Raw genomic sequence first — 16,822 nt, forward strand, 5'->3', positions numbered from 1 at the left:
TCAGGATGAGGCGGAGCTAGCTTCACGACATGCCGTAAAATGCCGCAAAGAGCAATCGCGCTCAGATGCGAAAAGTTAGCCCCTCATCCTGAGTTGGGAGCGCAGCGACCCTCAAAGGACGAGGGCGGGTGTGAGGGAACCGTTCGTTACGGCAACACCTTAATCCACATCGCTGTACATCACACAGCCGCCGAAGAGACGTTTGTGCCGCTACTAGTCTTCTTCCGCCGCCCGAAACCCACAAGGAGGATGAAGAGCAGAAGAAGCGTCGACCTTGTCCGCTTACGGTCTCCCAAAATAAAAATCCGGCCGCGTTGCCACGGCCGGATTTTGTTATTTCGTTCGAAACAGCAGCGTTCAGAAGAAACCGCGGCGCTGCCACCAACCGGCCTTCTTCGGCTTGGTCGGCTCGCCATCGCCTTCGCCGCCCTCGCTGGCGCGGCTGGATTTGACCACCGGCTCGGAGGAGGAGACGTTCGACTCGCGGTTGGCGCGCGCCGGCTTGGCTGCGGCCTCGACCATTTCGGGTTCTTCAGTCGCGACCGGTTCGGCGACCTTGTCGAGATCGCCGGCGACCTCGGCAACTGTTTCGGCTTCGGCGTCGACCAAGGGCGCCTCTTCAACAACCGGTGCCTCGACGGGGGATGCTTCCGCTTTCGGCTTACGGCGGCTGCGGCCTTTGGCGGGCTTCACGTCTTCGGCGACGACGGATGCGGTTTCGACGGCCGCCATAGCCGGCTGGCTTTCGACGGCGGCTTCACCCTCGGCGACCGCAATGTCGGCGATGGTCACGGCGGCATCATTTTCGCCGTCATCCTCTTCGTCAGCAGCTTCCTCGGAACCGGCTTCGCTGCCAGCGGCCAATTCATTGCCTTCGCCGTCGCGATTGCGGCGCCCGCCACGCTTGCCGCGGCGGCGGCGCTTGCGCTTCTGCTGGCCGTCATCGCTGGACGTGGCCGCAACCTCGCTGCTGCCGCTTGCATCGTCCTCTTCGCCTTCATCGGCTTCCTCGTCACCATCTTCGCGGGACGTATCGGCGGACTCGGAAGCGACCTGGGCGTCACCGCCACGACCGCGACGGCGGCGACGGCGCTTGCGCTTGCGGCCACCTTCATTGTTTTCGGAGCGGGCGGCAGGCTGCTGTTCGACGGCAGCGGCTTTTTCCTCGAGTTCCTCGTCTTCGTCCTCGTCGGCCTCGATGACGATATCATCGTCCTCGTCCTCCGGAATGGCGGCGAAGTTGAACAGGGATTCGATCTTGACCGGATTTTCCACCGGCTCGCCGCGGTCGATCGCAAAATGCTGCGTACCGACGGCATTGTCCGCGCCGATGACGATGGCGACGCCGAAGCGGTTTTCGTAGTCGACGATCGTCTGGCGCTTATGATTGAGCAGATAGAGCGCAATGTCCGGCGTCGTACGCACGGTGATGTCGTGCGTCGTGTTCTTCAGCAGGTATTCCTCGATGCCGCGCAGGACATGAAGCGCCACGGAAGACTGCGAGCGCACATGGCCGGTGCCGCCGCAATGCGAGCAGATCTGCGTCGTGCTTTCGAGGACGGAAGCGCGGATGCGCTGGCGCGACATCTCCAACAGGCCGAAATGCGAGATGCGGCCGACCTGGATGCGGGCACGATCGTTCTTCAGGCATTCCTTCAACTTCTTCTCGACCGCGCGGTTATTGCGCTTTTCTTCCATGTCGATGAAGTCGATGACGATCAGGCCGGCAAGGTCACGCAGGCGAAGCTGGCGGGCGATTTCTTCCGCAGCTTCCAGATTGGTCTGCAGCGCGGTGTCTTCGATCGAATGCTCGCGGGTCGAACGACCGGAGTTGACGTCGATCGAAACCAGAGCTTCCGTCTGGTTCATGATCAGGTAGCCGCCCGAGCGCAGCGTCACCTGCGGCTGCAGCATGCGGTCGAGCTGTGCCTCGATGCCGGAGCGCGAGAAGATCGGATGGATATCGCGATAGGGTTGAACCACCTTGGCGTGGCTCGGCATCAGCATCTTCATGAAGTCTTTGGCTTCACGATAGCCTTCTTCGCCGGCAACGATGATCTCGCCGATATCCTTGTTGTAGAGGTCGCGGATGGAGCGCTTGATCAGGCTGCCTTCTTCATAGACGAGGCAAGGCGCGGTCGAAGCGAGCGTCAGCGTGCGGACGTTTTCCCACAGGCGCATCAAATATTCGAAGTCGCGCTTGACTTCGACCTTGGTGCGGTTGGCGCCGGCGGTACGCAGGATCACCCCCATGCCCTGCGGCACTTCGAGCATCTTGGCGATTTCCTTCAGGCGCTTGCGGTCCTGCGGATTGGTGATCTTGCGGGAAATGCCGCCGCCGCGCGCCGTGTTCGGCATCAGAACCGAGTAGCGGCCTGCGAGCGAGAGATAGGTGGTCAGCGCAGCACCCTTGTTGCCGCGCTCTTCCTTGGCGACCTGCACCAGCAGGATCTGCCGACGCTTGATGACTTCCTGGATGCGGTATTGCTTGCGCGGCTTGCGCTGCGTGCGGTCCGGAACCTCTTCCATCGCGTCTTCGGCGCCGACGGATTCGATCACTTCTTCTTCCTGGTCGTGATCATCGTCGTCGTCATCGTCATGACGGCGCTTGGAAACATCGACATCCTCAGAGATCGAATCGGTTTCGACCATCGCGGCCATTTCGCCGGATGGGCCTTCTTCGTCTTCGCTGGGAGCGTCGACCGTTGCTACCGCTTCGGGCGCAGGCGCCTCGTCCGCGGAAGCTTCCGCGACAACCTTCTTGCGGCTGCGGCGCGGCTTGGCCTTCTTCGCCGGAGCTTCTTCGGCGGCGAGAGCCGCTGCCTCGGGTGCAGGGGCTTCTTCCGCTACAGCGGGTTCCGCTTCCGCCTCGTCCTTTTGGACGATGCCGATGTCGGGCTGTTCCTGCTGGGAAAGATCGAGCGCCGTTTCGACATGCTCGACATCATCGTCGCGGCGATGCTCTTCGGCTTCCGCCTTCAGGAGCGCCTGCCGGTCGGCGAGCGGGATCTGGTAGTAGTCGGGATGGATTTCGGCAAAGGCCAGAAAGCCGTGGCGGTTGCCGCCGTAATCCACGAAGGCTGCCTGTAGCGAGGGCTCGACCCTCGTCACCTTGGCGAGATAGATGTTGCCGCGGATTTGCTTCTTGTGCTGCGACTCGAAGTCAAATTCCTCTATGCGGTTCCCACGAACGACAACGACACGCGTCTCTTCCTCGTGAGACGCATCGATAAGCATTTTGTCTGCCATGTAAGCTGTGCTCCTCGGCGCCGGCATGCGGAAAGGCGCCGACCTGTCGCTAGGACAGGCTGGTTGCACTCCGTTATTGCTGCACCGGATAATGAAAGTCGCGATTGGTTGTTTTGCGATGACGGTGACAGCAGCCAGACAGCGGCCGGGACATTAGTTCCCCGGGGTCTGTTCACTTCCTGAAAAAGCTGCTGCGGTACCATCCGTAACCAAGCGAGATCGACAATGCCTTAGACCCAACGAACGGATCCGATGAATGTGCTCTCTAAAGAGCGTTTGGTGGCTCTCCACCGATGAATTTCCCGCGCAAAACCGGAAATTCAGATATCCAGTATAGAGAGCAGAAGCACTGGAGACGGCGGATGACGGCCGCTTATGGCGCCTGGTACTCGAGGCGGCTGCCTTTGCGGCGACTCTATCCCGTCAACACTTCTACCCTAATATGCGTTGTATGTTTTATCTGTCACAATAGCAAGGGGAAAGCCAAGTGTGCCATAATATTGATGGATTCGTCGTATGAGGAAGGTGCGGGGACGGCGTTTCCGATTCTTCTGGCGACGCGCCATCACATCGGCACTACCCTCATTCGCGGTTTCCCGTTTTTTGGACTTCAAAAACAACGTTGAAACCAATATGGGGCGCGACGGACGATAGTTAAAGGGATTGCGGCATGCGACGGAGAACGGCGTGAGGGCTTTGCGAATTGCAGCGGTGGTCCTCGCAGTGATGGCGCTTCCGATTCTTTCGCCGTTTGCTGCGACTTTGGCAGCAGCCGATCCATTGCTCGCCTATGGCGCACGCATTGCCGGCGACGATGCCCGCACTCGTATCGTCATCGATATGGACCGCGAGCCGACGTTCTCGGTCCATTATCTCGACAACCCCGTCCGTATCATCGTCGACCTTCCGGCAACGGCTTTCGGCTTTCCGGCTGCCGACCTGAAGCCGATCGGCCTCTTCAAGGATATCCGCTATGGCACGATGGCGGAGAACAGCGCCCGCATCGTGCTGACGGCGACCAAGCCGGTGAAGCTGGTCATGGCCAAGGTGCAGCCTGACGAAAGCGGCAAGGGGCATCGCCTCGTACTCGATGCCGAGATGCTGCCTGCCGCGCAATTCGCCGATCTTATCAAGCAACAGAGCTGGACGAACGATGACACCGCGAAGGATGTCGGTCCGGTGGCGCCGATCGAAAAGGCTGATCCGAGTACCTTCCTCGTGGCTGTCGACGCGGGTCACGGCGGCATCGACGCCGGCGCGACGGCCAGCGACGGCGTCACGCAGGAAAAAGATATCACGCTCGCTTTCGCCAAGCTCCTGGCCGACAAGCTGAATGCCCAGCGGGGCATCAAGGCTTTCCTGACGCGCGACAATGATGAATATCTGTCGCTGTCGCAGCGGGTGACGATCGCCCGGCAGAACCACGCTTCTCTGTTCATCTCGCTGCATGCCGATACGCTGAAGCAGAAGGATATCCGCGGCGCCACGGTCTATACGATCTCCGACAAAGCCTCCGACAAGCTTGCCAGCGAAGTTGCAGACAGAGAAAACAATTCTGATCAGCTTGCCGGGGCCGAGACGCAGGCCCAGCCCGCCGCGGTCGCCGATATTCTGATGGACCTGACACGGCGCGAGACGCAGGCTTTTTCCATTTCGCTCGCGCAGGATGTGCTGACCTCGTTCAACGGCCAGATCTCCATGATCAACAACCCGCATCGCCATGCCGGCTTCCGTGTGCTGCAGGCGCCGGATGTTCCTTCCATTCTGCTCGAACTTGGCTTCCTTTCGAACAAGGATGATGAGAAACTTCTGCTCGATCCCGATTGGCGGCAGAAATTGGCGGACCGGCTGACCGACGCCGTCAAGCAATATCACGTTTCAACCATTGCGAATGGCGGCTGAAACCATGGGCGGCGCGCGCCGTTCGTGTCTTCCATGTAACAGCCGTTGCTTATGGGCTGGGATGAAGTGAGGAATACCGGCGGTGAGCCCTATTTTGCTCACATTCCCGCCTTTACACCGAAGTATTGTTTGCCGCGGTCGGCATGCACGGCTTTGTGCTGTTGCCGTCTTGCATTAACGCCCTGAGCGTGCAAAACGCCCGTGAATGTGCGATGGTCTCGCACATGCGCCGCATGAAGAAGAAGCACCGGTAGCATCATATGGTCAGACTGATTGGATATTTCTTTGGGCTGGGCTGCATCCTGTTCCTGGGTGCGGCGGCCGCGGCGGCTATTTATCTGAGCGTCGTTTCCAAGGATCTGCCGGATTATGAGGTCCTCGCCAAATATGCGCCGCCGGTGACGACCCGCATTCATGCGGGCAACGGTGCGCTGATGAAGGAATATTCGCGCGAGAACCGGTTGTTTCTGCCGATCCAGGCCATTCCCGATCGCGTCAAGGCCGCTTTCCTCTCGGCTGAAGACAAGAACTTTTACAATCATCCGGGCGTCGATGTCGGCGGCCTGATGCGCGCTGTCGCCGTCAACCTCCAGAACATCGGTTCGGGCCGTCGTTTTGTCGGCGCATCGACCATCACCCAGCAGGTCGCCAAGAATTTCCTGCTTTCGGCAGACCAGACTTTCGATCGCAAGATCAAGGAAGCGATCCTCTCCTTCCGCATCGAGCAGACCTACAGCAAGGACAAGATCCTCGAACTCTATCTGAACGAGATTTATTTCGGCCTGAATTCGTATGGCATCGCCGGTGCCGCGCTTACCTATTTCGATAAGTCGGTGAACGAGCTGACCATTGCCGATTCGGCCTATCTCGCTTCGCTACCCAAGGGCCCGTCCAATTACAATCCGTTCCGCCATGCAGACGCCGCGATGACCCGCCGCAACTGGGTTATCGACCGCATGGTCGAGAATGGTTATGTCAGCCAGAGCGACGGCGAAGAGGCCAAGAAGCAGCCGCTCGGCGTTGTACCGCCGAAGAATGGCCCGTCGCTTTTCGCCTCCGATTATTTCTCCGAAGAAGTACGCCGCCAGTTGATCGACCAATATGGCGAGAAGATGCTTTATGAGGGCGGGCTTTCGGTACGCACCTCGCTCGATCCGCAAATGCAACTGGAGGCGCGCAAGGCGCTGCAGGACGGTCTCGTCGACTATGACGAACGCCGCGGCTTCCATGGGCCGATCAAGCAGATCGCGACATCGCAGGACTGGGGTTTAGAGCTCGCCAAGATCCCGGCCTTGAGCGATGTGCCGGAATGGCAGTTGGCGGTCGTGCTTTCCGTGTCCGACCAGGCGGTGGATATCGGTCTGCAACCGAGTGTCGATGTTGCCGGCAAGGTTGCGACCGAGCGCAAGCGGGGTACGATCGCCGCCTCGGACATGCGCTGGGCTTACCGCTCGGCCAATGGCGGCAAGACGGCGAAATCGCCGAGCGGCGTGCTGAGCCCCGGTGACGTGATTTACGTTCAGAAGACCGGCGATGCCGACTCCAATGCCTATCGCCTGCGCCAGCCTCCGAAAGTGCAGGGTGGCCTCGTGGTTATGGACCCGCACACAGGCCGCGTGCTCGCCATGGTCGGCGGTTTCTCCTATGCGCAATCGGAATTCAACCGTGCTACCCAGGCTAAGCGCCAGCCCGGCTCATCCTTCAAGCCCTTCGTCTATGCGGCGGCCATGGACAACGGCTATACACCGGCTTCGGTCATTCTGGACGATCCCCTCGAGATCACGCTCAGCAACGGGCAGGTGTGGAAGCCGGAAAACTATGAAGGCGAGGGCGGCGGTGCTCATACGCTACGCTTCGCCATCGAGCATTCGCGCAACCTGATGACGGTGCGTCTTGCCGCCGATATGGGCATGCCGCTGGTCGCCGAATATGCCGAGCGATTCGGCATCTACGACCATATGAACCCGGTTCTCGCCATGGCGCTCGGTGCGGGCGAGACGACGGTGCTGCGCATGGTTTCCGCCTATTCGGTCATTGCCAATGGCGGCAAGCAGATCAAGCCGACATTGATCGACCGTATTCAGGACCGCTACGGAGCGACCATCTTCAAGCATGAGGAACGCGTTTGTAACGCCTGCAATGTGAGCGATTGGCAGAATCAGGATGAGCCGGTCATCGCCGACAATCGCGAGCAGGTGCTCGATCCGATGACTGCTTATCAGGTTACGTCGATGATGCAGGGCGTGATCATCCGGGGCACCGCCGCCGGCAAGATAAAGCTGAATACAGACGTTGCCGGCAAGACCGGGACGACCAACGATGAGAAAGACGCCTGGTTCGTCGGCTTTACGCCAAGCCTCGTCGCCGGTCTTTATGTCGGTTACGACACGCCGAGCACACTCGGCCGCGGCGCGACTGGCGGCTCGATCGCTGCGCCGATCTTCAACGAATTCATGCAGGCCGCCACCAAGGATGAGCCGCCGGAGAAATTCCAGGTTCCGGCGGGCATGAATATGATGGCCGTCAACCGCGCAACCGGCATGGCCGCACAGCCCGGCGATCCCGACGCCATCATGGAAGCTTTCAAGCCCGGCACCGGCCCGGCGACCACCTATACGGTCATCGGCGGCGGCGATGCGTCGGCGCAGGTCGCACCCGAGGAAATTCTGAAGACCTCGCCGCAGGCCAATCAGGCGGTCACGTCAGGCGCGGGCGGTCTCTTCTGATCCCATCGGATTCGTCCAATGATCATGCCGCGGGGCTTTACAGTGGCGGCATGTATATCTATGTCACCAGCACTCTTTGAATTGAACAGCAGTTCACATCGAACGGCCGAATAAAGAAGCAGGAATATGCGAGCGGAAATCGAGAATGTAGTCGACGAAACCAAGCAGGCCATAAGCCTGCTGAGGAGGCATCTTTGACTGGGATCAGGCGGTAAGACGACTGGACTGGTTGAACAACAAGGCAGAGGATCCGACCCTCTGGAACGATGCCACCGAAGCGCAGAAGCTGATGCGCGAGCGCCAGCAGCTCGATGACGGCATCAACGGCGTGCGCGCGCTTGAGCAGCAGCTTGCCGACAATGTCGAACTGATCGAGCTTGGCGAGGAAGAGGGCGATGCCGACGTCGTCCGCGAGGCCGAAGAGGCTCTTAAGGGCCTGAAGGCGGAAGCGGCGCGCCGGCAGGTGGAAGCCATGCTGTCGGGCGAGGCCGATGCCAACGATACCTACCTCGAAGTCCATTCCGGCGCAGGCGGCACCGAGAGCCAGGACTGGGCGAACATGCTTTTGCGCATGTACACCCGCTGGGCTGAGCGCCAACGCTTCAAGGTGGAATTGCTCGAAGTTCATGACGGTGAAGAGGCCGGCATCAAATCGGCGACCCTTCTGGTCAAGGGCCACAATGCCTATGGCTGGCTGAAGACCGAATCGGGCGTTCACCGCCTGGTGCGCATCTCGCCCTATGACAGCAACGCCCGCCGTCATACCTCCTTCTCGTCGATCTGGGTCTATCCGGTCGTCGACGACTCGATCCAGATCGAGATCAACGAGAGCGACTGCCGCATCGATACCTACCGTTCGTCCGGCGCCGGCGGCCAGCACGTCAATACGACCGACTCGGCCGTGCGTATCACGCACATGCCTACCGGCATCGTCGTGCAGTGCCAGCAGGAACGCTCGCAGCACAAGAACCGCGCGAAAGCGTGGGACATGCTGCGCGCCCGCATGTACGAAGCGGAATTGATGAAGCGGGAAGAGGCTGCGAATGCCGAAGCCGCCTCGAAGACCGATATCGGCTGGGGCCATCAGATCCGCTCCTACGTGCTGCAGCCTTATCAGCTCGTAAAAGACCTGCGCACGGGTGTCGCCAGCACCGCCCCGAGCGATGTGCTCGACGGCGATCTCAACGAGTTCATGGAAGCCGCACTCGCGCACCGCATCAGCGGCGCTGCCGATGCGGTCGTGGACGACGTGGAATAACAGCCGAAGAACGTGTTTGATGTACGAAAAGCCCCGGAGACGGGGCTTTTTGTTGCGCGTAACATGACAGTCACGAGACGGTTTTGGAGAGCTGGCCCGTCAATGATATGCGCGGCGACTATGCTCAAGGCACGGTGTCGGCATCCGTCTCGCGCAACAATTGGTCCAATGTCAGAAGCGGTGTGCTCATCGCTTTCGCATAGGCATAATGAAAACAATCGAAGTTGCTCAGGTGACGACGACCGAGGCCATGTTTTTCAGCGACTGCAACAGCGAAGGATAGTACGCGGCGTGGTGAAGCCGGCTCCTGAAGACGTATGTTGCGCGCGTCCAGCCACTCAAGGACGGCTCCCTCGGCTTCGCTATATTTGCAATTCAGTTGGTCCGGGCGCGAGAGTACGATGATAGCCTCCCATGCAGCCAAAGCAGACGTAAAGGGGGAGGCGGCATCCAATAGCGCTACCTCATAGGCTTCGGCGCTGTTTTCGCCCGCCATCATGGATACGATCGCACATGCGTCGACAAACATTAGTCGTTGCCGCTGAGATCATGATCGAGCTGGTGATAAGCCTCCGGCGGCACCGGCTTCCGGTTTGGTACAAAGGACAAGCCGCGTCTAGCCAGAATTTTTCGAGCAGTCTCGCTTGGTGCTTCCCGACGCAGGCGCATGTTGATGGCCTCTCTCAACGCAACGATAACGGCGTCCGTCACCGTCGTTTGGTCGATCCTTGCCAGTTCTCTGGCAAGCGTATCGGCTTCTTCGTTTCGGATGCTGAGCACCATCTGTATAGCTCCCTGCGTCTGGCTTACTATACAGACCTGTGTGGCAATTCTCAATCCGAAAACTGCTCCGCCAATATCCTCTCCGACCACGAGCGGTCCGGATCGGAGAGAATGCGTGCCGTCGTGTCTTCGGTCTGGGCGATCTTGACGCTCATGACCGATTTGACTTCGGTATTGTCGGCAACCGCATTGACGGGGCGTTTTTCCGGCTCCAGCACAGTGATGTCGATCGTTACCTTGTTGGGCAACAGTGCACCCCGCCAGCGGCGAGGGCGGAAAGCGCTGACGGGGGTCATGGCGAGAAGAGGCGCCTCCAGCGGCAAGATGGGGCCATGAGCGGAGAGATTATAGGCGGTGGAACCGGCAGGCGTCGTCACCATCAGCCCGTCGCAGATCAGTTCCGGCAGGCGGACATGGCCGTCGATCTCGACCTTCAGCTTGGCCGCCTGATAGGACTGGCGGAACAGCGACACTTCGTTGATGGCAAGCGCGATCGATGTGCTGCCGTCTGTATTGCGCGTGCTCATCTGCAGCGGATGAAAGGCATTTTCGACAGCCGCCTCGATGCGTTCGGCCAGGCATTCCGTACGATAATCGTTCATCAGAAAGCCGACCGAACCGCGGTTCATGCCATAGACACGCTTACCGGAGTTCATCGTATTGTGCAGCGTCTGCAGCATGAAGCCGTCGCCGCCGAGCGCAACGACGATATCCGCATCTTCCTGCGGCGTCTGGCCATAAAGGCGAATCAATTCCTCCCGCGCAGTTTGGGCCTCCGGCGCGGTCGATGCGAGAAAACAAACAGACTGAAAAGCGCGTGACATGCAATGTCCTTTGAATAATCGTACTAGGTAATGATATTCCCGCAATGCGACAAGACGTTTTGCAACGAGTGGTGAATCCGCCGGGGCTTCGATCTGCGGTATCCAAGCCAAACAACCGATTTTCCCTTTACATGAAATCAAAATCTGCTACTTGGCATGCCGATGTGCCCTTGTAGCTCAGTTGGTAGAGCACCTGATTTGTAATCAGGGGGTCGCGGGTTCGAACCCTGCCGGGGGCACCAAATCTATCCAATGACTTAGGCGAATTGTTTGCTTCGTTGTGGCTGTTGCGCGAAATCGGCGGCAGCTTCATGCAATTGTAGCGCCACTCCCTTTGAAATGATCAGGACGATCACTAACTTACGATTCTCGTCATCGCTGCACGTGGGAAAATATGACCCTTAAGCCCAAGAAGCCCAAACTCGAACATTCCGAGCTCTCCGGTGAATTTACGGAAGACGACGTGACCGTGCTCGTCGATATCTTCCGCCCCGCGGGCACTCAGGAAGATTGGCGGATGGAAGTGATCACGCCGGAAGAAGATCTCATCGAATGGGAAGAACCGTTTGCGACGGACCGCGAAGCCTTCGATGAGTTCTTGGCGACGGTCGCGCGCGATGGGATCAGAACATTCTTTGATGATTCGGAGCCGGCAATTCACTAGGCAGCGCCGGCCCGCTCGCTATCGCTATAAAATGCGTTGGCGGCGGTGGGCTCTTACCTGACCTCTGGATTCTCAGCCAAAACTTCGGCCGAGAATCTGCCGGAGATAGGTGCATTTACAACGTCTAAAATAAGCATAGACTCGTTGCCATCCACGGCGGGCGAGGGTACGTCTATGCGCAGGGAATTCAGGCATATTGTCTCGGGATTGTCCCTTGCTGTGATGGCAAGTACGCCGGCTTTGGCCGGGCAGGATTGCTATTGCAAAAATACCGACGGAAAGCTGCACGCGGTCGGCGAGGTCGCCTGCATGACTGTGGACGGTAAAAGCTATCTCGCGCAGTGCGAGATGAACCTCAACGTCACTTCCTGGGCGAAGCTGCAGGATGGATGCCCGGTCACGGAGCGATGGCCGTTGCTGCAATCGGCTTGGCGTCCGCAGCCGATTGCAGTTCGCTGAGCGCTGGTGGTACCGATCGATGGGCTCGAGAACGTGCCCCATGGGCGGGATGCCAGGGTCCTTGGCTACCCTACTTGCGGACCAGCACCATTTGTTCTCCTTCTTCCTCCTCGGATTTCTGAAAGCTGCCGTCAGGCCGCATATCGAAGGAGAGCGAAGAGCCGTCGGTGCCCATCATCACCAGGCCAAAACCCTCCATGACCCAGAGAGAAAGCTTGAGATCACGAATGTCGGCGGGGCAGTCGCCGCCCGGTGACATTTTGGGGGTGCCGTCCGCGTCGGTATCGCTGGACAGTGTGATGTTGCAGATGAGTTTGCCATTGGGCTGCTGGATCTGCCAAATGCCGGCGAGACTTGCGACGGTTGGAACGTGGTCAACGTCTCCAAGCGCCGGCAGCAGCCACGTCGGGTCGCCTTCTTCGCTTTCCCAGGGCGAACCCTCTTCTTGCTGGAAACGCGCCACTACCTTCTGTGTCGCATCGACAAGAGTGAGTGAGCCGTCATCGCTGAAATTCCAGGCGACCGCCTTGGCGTAGGCGGGCAGGGCAGTCGTGCAGGCATCCGCTCCGGTTAGGGCGTAGCCGCCGCTTGCCGGGCTGGTTTCGAAGGTGAGGCGGCAGCCCTTGGCGCCGCTTTCGGGCGCCAATAGCCATGGGCCGGCCTGCGATTTGACAAGTTCCTCGTCGGCAGCAGCAGCCGGTTGCCCGGCGGCGAGCATGAAGGCGGCAGAAGCCGCCGCGAGACAAAAAGTGCGGATCAAGGCAAATTCCCCCAAATTTGCTGCGGCAGCCCCGGTGCCGCTAGATTTTCAGATAGGACCGCGCTGCATAGAGGGCGATCGCGGCCGCGTTCGAAACGTTGAGTGATTTGATAGCGCCCGGCATGTCGAGGCGTGCCAGCGCGTTTACTGTCTCCCGCGTCTTCTGGCGGAGCCCCTTGCCCTCGGAGCCGAGGACCAGGGCGACCTTCTCGCCGGAAAACGTACCTTCGAGAGGTGCCGGCCCTTCCGAATCAAGGCCGATGGTGACGAAGCCGAGGCGGTGCAGCTCGCCGAGCGCGTCGGCGAGATTGGTGATCTGGATGTAGGGTATCAGCTCCAGCGCGCCGGAGGCGGATTTCGCCAGAACGCCCGATTCGGTCGGGCTATGGCGCTGCGTCGTGATGACGGCGCCGGCATCGAATGCGACGGCCGAGCGCATGATCGCGCCGACATTATGCGGGTCGGTCACCTGATCGAGAACCAGCAGCAACGGGCTGTCCTTCAGCGCCTCCAGTCGCCGCACGGGCAAGGGACGCGTCTCCAGCATCACGCCCTGGTGGATCGCTTCCGGACCAAGCACCTTGTCGATATCCTGCGGCGAGACGATTTCGACGGGAATGCCCAGTTCGTCGGCCGGCCCGATTTCCAGCCGGACCAGCGCATTCTGCGTCGTCGACAGCTTGATGTTCTTCCGCTCGGGATTGGCAAGGGCCGCGCGGACCGTATGCAGGCCATAGAGATAGACCTGGTCAGGGGCCAGTGCCGGCGGCTTCCAATCGTCGGCGCCCGCCCGCTTGCGCTTCTGTGGCGGCGGCGTCGGGATTTCGCCGCGCTCGCGCTTTGCGTCGCGATGCGCGCGCCGCAGCGTGGCGTAATGCGTGTCCTTGGCCGACTTGTCGCCGGCGGTGCTTTCAGGGCCGGAGCGGCCGGATGTTCTGTCTTTGCTCATGCGGCTTTATAGCGGGAGCGCCCCTGAGCGCATAGTCCTCTTTCGTCTGTGGGCTTTTGCGGCAAGTTGAAATTTTTTCGTCATTTTTGCCCGAACCTCATGTTGACAGACGGAAACGGTCCGGTCATATACGCGGCGCAGATCGCGGCGGCGACGTTCGGTCTAGCAAGCTTGGTCGCAAGATCCAGTCGGAAAACTGGAGGGATGCCCGAGTGGTTAAAGGGGACGGACTGTAAATCCGTTGGCTCAGCCTACGTTGGTTCAAATCCAACTCCCTCCACCATTCCGTGCAGGATCTTGGCCACCCGCGGGTATAGCTCAATGGTAGAGCAGCAGCCTTCCAAGCTGAATACGCGGGTTCGATTCCCGCTACCCGCTCCAAGATTTCCAAATTGCTGAATCACCGCCGCGTAGGCCTTGCGTAGACTGCTGCCGTGCCAGTCTGTAATGGCCGACCTCACTGATTGATTGCAGCATATCGTTCAGAAGACAGTCCTCTTCCAAAAGCCGGTCCCTCGAACCCTTTTCTTGAACGGCGAGGCATTTTGCTGTTTCGCGATCCACAGGCGCCTTCAATTCCGGGGAGCGGCTTCGGACACCTGGAACTATTTCCTCAGCGGCCCTATCTAAGCATCTGAACCGGCGAATGCTTTTGCGTCTTTCCGGATCGGCTGGCGAAACCTTCGCGGCGAATCAATCTCGACGGCGCGCATTGTCCGCCATCGGCTACACTTCGCCAAGAATAGGGCCTGCAATTAAGTCTTGCGCAAACGCGATGAAAGCCTTAAACGGCGGCACTAAACCGGTTCGCCGGGGTCACCAATTTACGTTCACAGGAAGCATTCAAATGGCAAAGAGTAAGTTTGAGCGCAATAAGCCGCACGTTAACATCGGCACGATCGGCCACGTTGACCACGGCAAGACGTCCCTGACGGCAGCGATCACGAAGTTCTTCGGTGAGTTCAAGGCGTATGACCAGATCGACGCGGCACCGGAAGAAAAGGCCCGCGGCATCACGATTTCGACGGCACACGTTGAATATGAGACGGCTGCCCGTCACTACGCCCACGTCGACTGCCCCGGCCACGCTGACTATGTGAAGAACATGATCACGGGTGCCGCGCAGATGGACGGCGCGATCCTGGTTTGCTCGGCTGCCGACGGCCCGATGCCGCAGACGCGCGAACACATCCTGCTCGCCCGCCAGGTTGGCGTTCCGGCGATCGTTGTGTTCCTGAACAAGGTCGACCAGGTTGACGACGCCGAGCTTCTCGAGCTCGTCGAGCTTGAAGTTCGCGAACTTCTGTCGTCCTACGACTTCCCGGGCGACGACATTCCGGTTGTCAAGGGTTCGGCCCTTGCTGCTCTGGAAGACAGCAACAAGGAAATCGGCGAAAACGCGATCCGCGAGCTGATGGCTCAGGTTGACGCCTACATCCCGACGCCTGAGCGTCCGATCGACCAGCCGTTCCTGATGCCGATCGAAGACGTGTTCTCGATCTCGGGCCGTGGTACGGTTGTGACGGGCCGCGTCGAGCGTGGCATCATCAAGGTTGGTGAAGAAGTCGAAATCGTCGGCATTCGTCCGACCTCGAAGACGACGGTGACGGGCGTTGAAATGTTCCGCAAGCTGCTCGATCAGGGTCAGGCCGGCGACAACATCGGTGCGCTGGTCCGCGGTGTGAACCGTGACGGCGTCGAGCGTGGCCAGATCCTGTGCAAGCCGGGTTCTGTGAAGCCGCACAAGAAGTTCAAGGCCGAAGCCTACATCCTGACGAAGGAAGAAGGCGGCCGTCATACGCCGTTCTTCACGAACTACCGTCCGCAGTTCTACTTCCGCACGACGGACGTGACCGGCATCGTGACGCTTCCGGAAGGCACGGAAATGGTCATGCCTGGCGACAACATCACGGTTGACGTCGAGCTGATCGTTCCGATCGCGATGGAAGAAAAGCTGCGCTTCGCAATCCGCGAAGGCGGCCGCACCGTCGGCGCCGGCATCGTCGCTAGCATCGTCGAGTAATCCCCGGATTATTCGTTGGTTACGAAGGCCCCGCTGGAAACAGCGGGGCTTTTCGCATTTTGGAGGAGACGAGTGGGATTGATCGTTCTGACAGGCGCATCCGGCTCCGGAAAGACGGCAATTGCCGACGCGATTGCCGAAAGGTATCCCAATGATTTTGCGGTCTATCGGTTCGACAGTATCGGCGTGCCGCCCGTGGATGTAATGATGAGGGATCACGGCTCGCCGGAAGCCTGGCAGCGCGACAAGACCATCGAATGGATGGCGAACTTGGCAAAAGTTGCGCAGAGTGGAAAGCCGGTCCTGTTCGAAGGGCAGATGCGAATTTCCTTCATCGCCGAAGCGGCTGCGGCTGCCGATATCGCCGACTACAAGCTGCTCCTGGTTGATTGCGACGATTCTACGAGAGCGGAGCGGCTTGCGGTCGGAAGAGGTCAGCCAGAGCTCGCGAACAAGGACATGATGAACTGGGCTGCCTATCTGCGCGGGGAGGCCGTTCGGCACGGCTGCGAGATCTTTGACACCAGCCAGCTCTCGCTCGATCAATGCGTTGAGCATGTGTTGGAACATTTGCACCGACAGTCGTCGTAAACCAATCCATCGATAGTCTCCGCTTGATGACTTTGGTGGGTTGCTGCTGTTCGGCAAGCGATCGCAGAAGAATGTCGGCAACGAAATCGCTCTTGCCGCCAATGTAGTGATTCCAATCGCCTTGCGCTTCGGTGGCCAGCCGTCGCTTCAGCGCTGCATAGGCTTCCACTGCTTCAGGGTGGGAGCGAAGATAGTCGCGGAAGAGAATGCGCTCGCGATGGGCGGCATTACCGGGCAGGCAGAGGTAAAGACGGGTGCCGTAGGGCGTTTCATTCTTGGTAAAGAGCCATCTGTCGGCCCCATATGGATCGCCGTGAAAGACATAACCATCCTCCTTCAGGCGCGCGCAGGCAAAAAGCCTCGCATCGTTCGTTGAAAGGACGGCATCAATGTCGAGTTTGGGTTTGGCGCAAAGACCCGGAACGGACGTACTTCCGACATGCTGGATGTAGGCGGAGTGATCGAGCAAGGTGGCAATTGCCGTGCGCCGGCTCTGAAATAAGGCGGGCCAATCCGGATCATAGTCAACAAGCCTGATCGGCATAGGTCCTGTACCTCGTCGCTGCTTATGGTTTGGTCGATAGCATCGCTTATCGCCGACTGAGGCAATGCGTCCGTGCCCGATGCCTTGCGA

At 59.5% G+C, this 16,822-nt stretch carries 13 protein-coding genes, 3 tRNA genes and 1 pseudogene; 10 read left to right on the forward strand and 7 right to left on the reverse strand.

Annotated elements, in window-relative coordinates; translation table 11 throughout:
- Positions 1-357 precede the first annotated feature (357 nt).
- A complete protein-coding gene (locus QA646_RS04990; RefSeq protein WP_283057946.1) occupies positions 358-3,249 on the reverse strand; it encodes a ribonuclease E/G in 2,892 nt (963 codons plus the stop codon).
- 726 nt (positions 3,250-3,975) lie between these two features.
- On the opposite strand from QA646_RS04990, the gene QA646_RS04995 reads away from it, so the two are divergent.
- The 3 genes from QA646_RS04995 (at position 3,976) to prfB (ending at position 9,135) form a co-directional block, all read left to right on the forward strand.
- Complete coding sequence (locus QA646_RS04995) at positions 3,976-5,151, forward strand: N-acetylmuramoyl-L-alanine amidase (RefSeq protein WP_283058974.1); 1,176 nt, start codon at positions 3,976-3,978, stop codon at positions 5,149-5,151.
- Positions 5,152-5,411: 260 nt separating this feature from the next.
- Positions 5,412-7,877 carry a penicillin-binding protein 1A gene (locus tag QA646_RS05000; RefSeq protein WP_283057948.1) on the forward strand — a complete coding sequence of 822 codons (2,466 nt, stop codon included), beginning with the start codon at positions 5,412-5,414 and terminating at the stop codon, positions 7,875-7,877.
- 126 nt (positions 7,878-8,003) lie between these two features.
- A protein-coding gene (gene prfB, locus QA646_RS05005) for a peptide chain release factor 2 (protein ID WP_283057949.1) occupies positions 8,004-9,135 on the forward strand; the annotation gives its coding sequence in 2 pieces (ribosomal slippage) (positions 8,004-8,072 and positions 8,074-9,135; 1,131 coding nt in all).
- Positions 9,136-9,259: 124 nt separating this feature from the next.
- On the opposite strand, the gene QA646_RS05010 is transcribed toward prfB, so the two are convergent.
- The 3 genes from QA646_RS05010 to QA646_RS05020 are packed head-to-tail and all read right to left on the reverse strand — an operon-like array spanning position 9,260 to position 10,742.
- Positions 9,260-9,634, reverse strand: a complete 375-nt coding sequence (locus QA646_RS05010) for a type II toxin-antitoxin system VapC family toxin (RefSeq protein ID WP_283057950.1) — start codon at positions 9,632-9,634, stop codon at positions 9,260-9,262.
- A gap of 29 nt (positions 9,635-9,663) precedes the next feature.
- Positions 9,664-9,918 (reverse strand): type II toxin-antitoxin system VapB family antitoxin, encoded by a 255-nt coding sequence (locus QA646_RS05015; RefSeq protein WP_283057951.1) that lies wholly within the window; start codon positions 9,916-9,918, stop codon positions 9,664-9,666.
- Positions 9,919-9,968: 50 nt separating this feature from the next.
- Complete coding sequence (locus tag QA646_RS05020) at positions 9,969-10,742, reverse strand: NAD kinase (protein WP_283057953.1); 774 nt, start codon at positions 10,740-10,742, stop codon at positions 9,969-9,971.
- Positions 10,743-10,908: 166 nt separating this feature from the next.
- On the opposite strand from QA646_RS05020, the gene QA646_RS05025 reads away from it, so the two are divergent.
- The 3 genes from QA646_RS05025 (at position 10,909) to QA646_RS05035 (ending at position 11,865) form a co-directional block, all read left to right on the forward strand.
- Positions 10,909-10,984: transfer RNA gene (locus QA646_RS05025), tRNA-Thr, on the forward strand.
- A gap of 152 nt (positions 10,985-11,136) precedes the next feature.
- Complete coding sequence (locus QA646_RS05030; protein WP_283057954.1) at positions 11,137-11,406, forward strand: hypothetical protein; 270 nt, start codon at positions 11,137-11,139, stop codon at positions 11,404-11,406.
- Positions 11,407-11,580: 174 nt separating this feature from the next.
- Entirely contained in the window at positions 11,581-11,865 is a 285-nt protein-coding gene (locus tag QA646_RS05035) for a hypothetical protein (protein ID WP_283057955.1), read from the forward strand.
- Between the two features lie 70 nt (positions 11,866-11,935).
- Here the strand turns inward: QA646_RS05035 and QA646_RS05040 are convergent, their stop codons facing one another.
- Complete coding sequence (locus QA646_RS05040; RefSeq protein ID WP_283057956.1) at positions 11,936-12,625, reverse strand: AprI/Inh family metalloprotease inhibitor; 690 nt, start codon at positions 12,623-12,625, stop codon at positions 11,936-11,938.
- A 40-nt stretch (positions 12,626-12,665) separates the two neighbouring features.
- Complete coding sequence (rlmB, locus tag QA646_RS05045) at positions 12,666-13,574, reverse strand: 23S rRNA (guanosine(2251)-2'-O)-methyltransferase RlmB (RefSeq protein ID WP_283057957.1); 909 nt, start codon at positions 13,572-13,574, stop codon at positions 12,666-12,668.
- 198 nt (positions 13,575-13,772) lie between these two features.
- On the opposite strand from rlmB, the gene QA646_RS05050 reads away from it, so the two are divergent.
- The 4 genes from QA646_RS05050 (at position 13,773) to QA646_RS05065 (ending at position 16,188) form a co-directional block, all read left to right on the forward strand.
- Positions 13,773-13,857: transfer RNA gene (locus QA646_RS05050), tRNA-Tyr, on the forward strand.
- Positions 13,858-13,881: 24 nt separating this feature from the next.
- Positions 13,882-13,955, forward strand: a tRNA-Gly gene (locus QA646_RS05055).
- A gap of 466 nt (positions 13,956-14,421) precedes the next feature.
- Positions 14,422-15,597 carry an elongation factor Tu gene (gene tuf, locus QA646_RS05060; RefSeq protein ID WP_283057958.1) on the forward strand — a complete coding sequence of 392 codons (1,176 nt, stop codon included), beginning with the start codon at positions 14,422-14,424 and terminating at the stop codon, positions 15,595-15,597.
- A 72-nt stretch (positions 15,598-15,669) separates the two neighbouring features.
- Positions 15,670-16,188, forward strand: a complete 519-nt coding sequence (locus tag QA646_RS05065; protein WP_283057959.1) for an AAA family ATPase — start codon at positions 15,670-15,672, stop codon at positions 16,186-16,188.
- A gap of 127 nt (positions 16,189-16,315) precedes the next feature.
- Here the strand turns inward: QA646_RS05065 and QA646_RS05070 are convergent.
- A pseudogene (locus QA646_RS05070) lies at positions 16,316-16,732 on the reverse strand (GrpB family protein); the annotation flags it as partial.
- Positions 16,733-16,822 lie beyond the last annotated feature (90 nt).

The organism is Rhizobium sp. CB3090 (genome assembly GCF_029714285.1).
Taxonomy (GTDB): domain Bacteria; phylum Pseudomonadota; class Alphaproteobacteria; order Rhizobiales; family Rhizobiaceae; genus Rhizobium.

Bases quoted from the DNA above. Each gene is read 5' to 3' on its own strand.
- QA646_RS05015 (WP_283057951.1), bottom strand. From the start codon at position 9,918: ATGGTGCTCAGCATCCGAAACGAAGAAGCCGATACGCTTGCCAGAGAA.
- tuf (WP_283057958.1), top strand. From the start codon at position 14,422: ATGGCAAAGAGTAAGTTTGAGCGCAATAAGCCGCACGTTAACATCGGC.
- QA646_RS05000 (WP_283057948.1), top strand. From the start codon at position 5,412: ATGGTCAGACTGATTGGATATTTCTTTGGGCTGGGCTGCATCCTGTTC.
- QA646_RS05020 (WP_283057953.1), bottom strand. From the start codon at position 10,742: ATGTCACGCGCTTTTCAGTCTGTTTGTTTTCTCGCATCGACCGCGCCG.
- QA646_RS05035 (WP_283057955.1), top strand. From the start codon at position 11,581: ATGCGCAGGGAATTCAGGCATATTGTCTCGGGATTGTCCCTTGCTGTG.
- QA646_RS05030 (WP_283057954.1), top strand. From the start codon at position 11,137: ATGACCCTTAAGCCCAAGAAGCCCAAACTCGAACATTCCGAGCTCTCC.
- QA646_RS04990 (WP_283057946.1), bottom strand. From the start codon at position 3,249: ATGGCAGACAAAATGCTTATCGATGCGTCTCACGAGGAAGAGACGCGT.
- QA646_RS04995 (WP_283058974.1), top strand. From the start codon at position 3,976: ATGGCGCTTCCGATTCTTTCGCCGTTTGCTGCGACTTTGGCAGCAGCC.
- rlmB (WP_283057957.1), bottom strand. From the start codon at position 13,574: ATGAGCAAAGACAGAACATCCGGCCGCTCCGGCCCTGAAAGCACCGCC.
- QA646_RS05010 (WP_283057950.1), bottom strand. From the start codon at position 9,634: ATGATGGCGGGCGAAAACAGCGCCGAAGCCTATGAGGTAGCGCTATTG.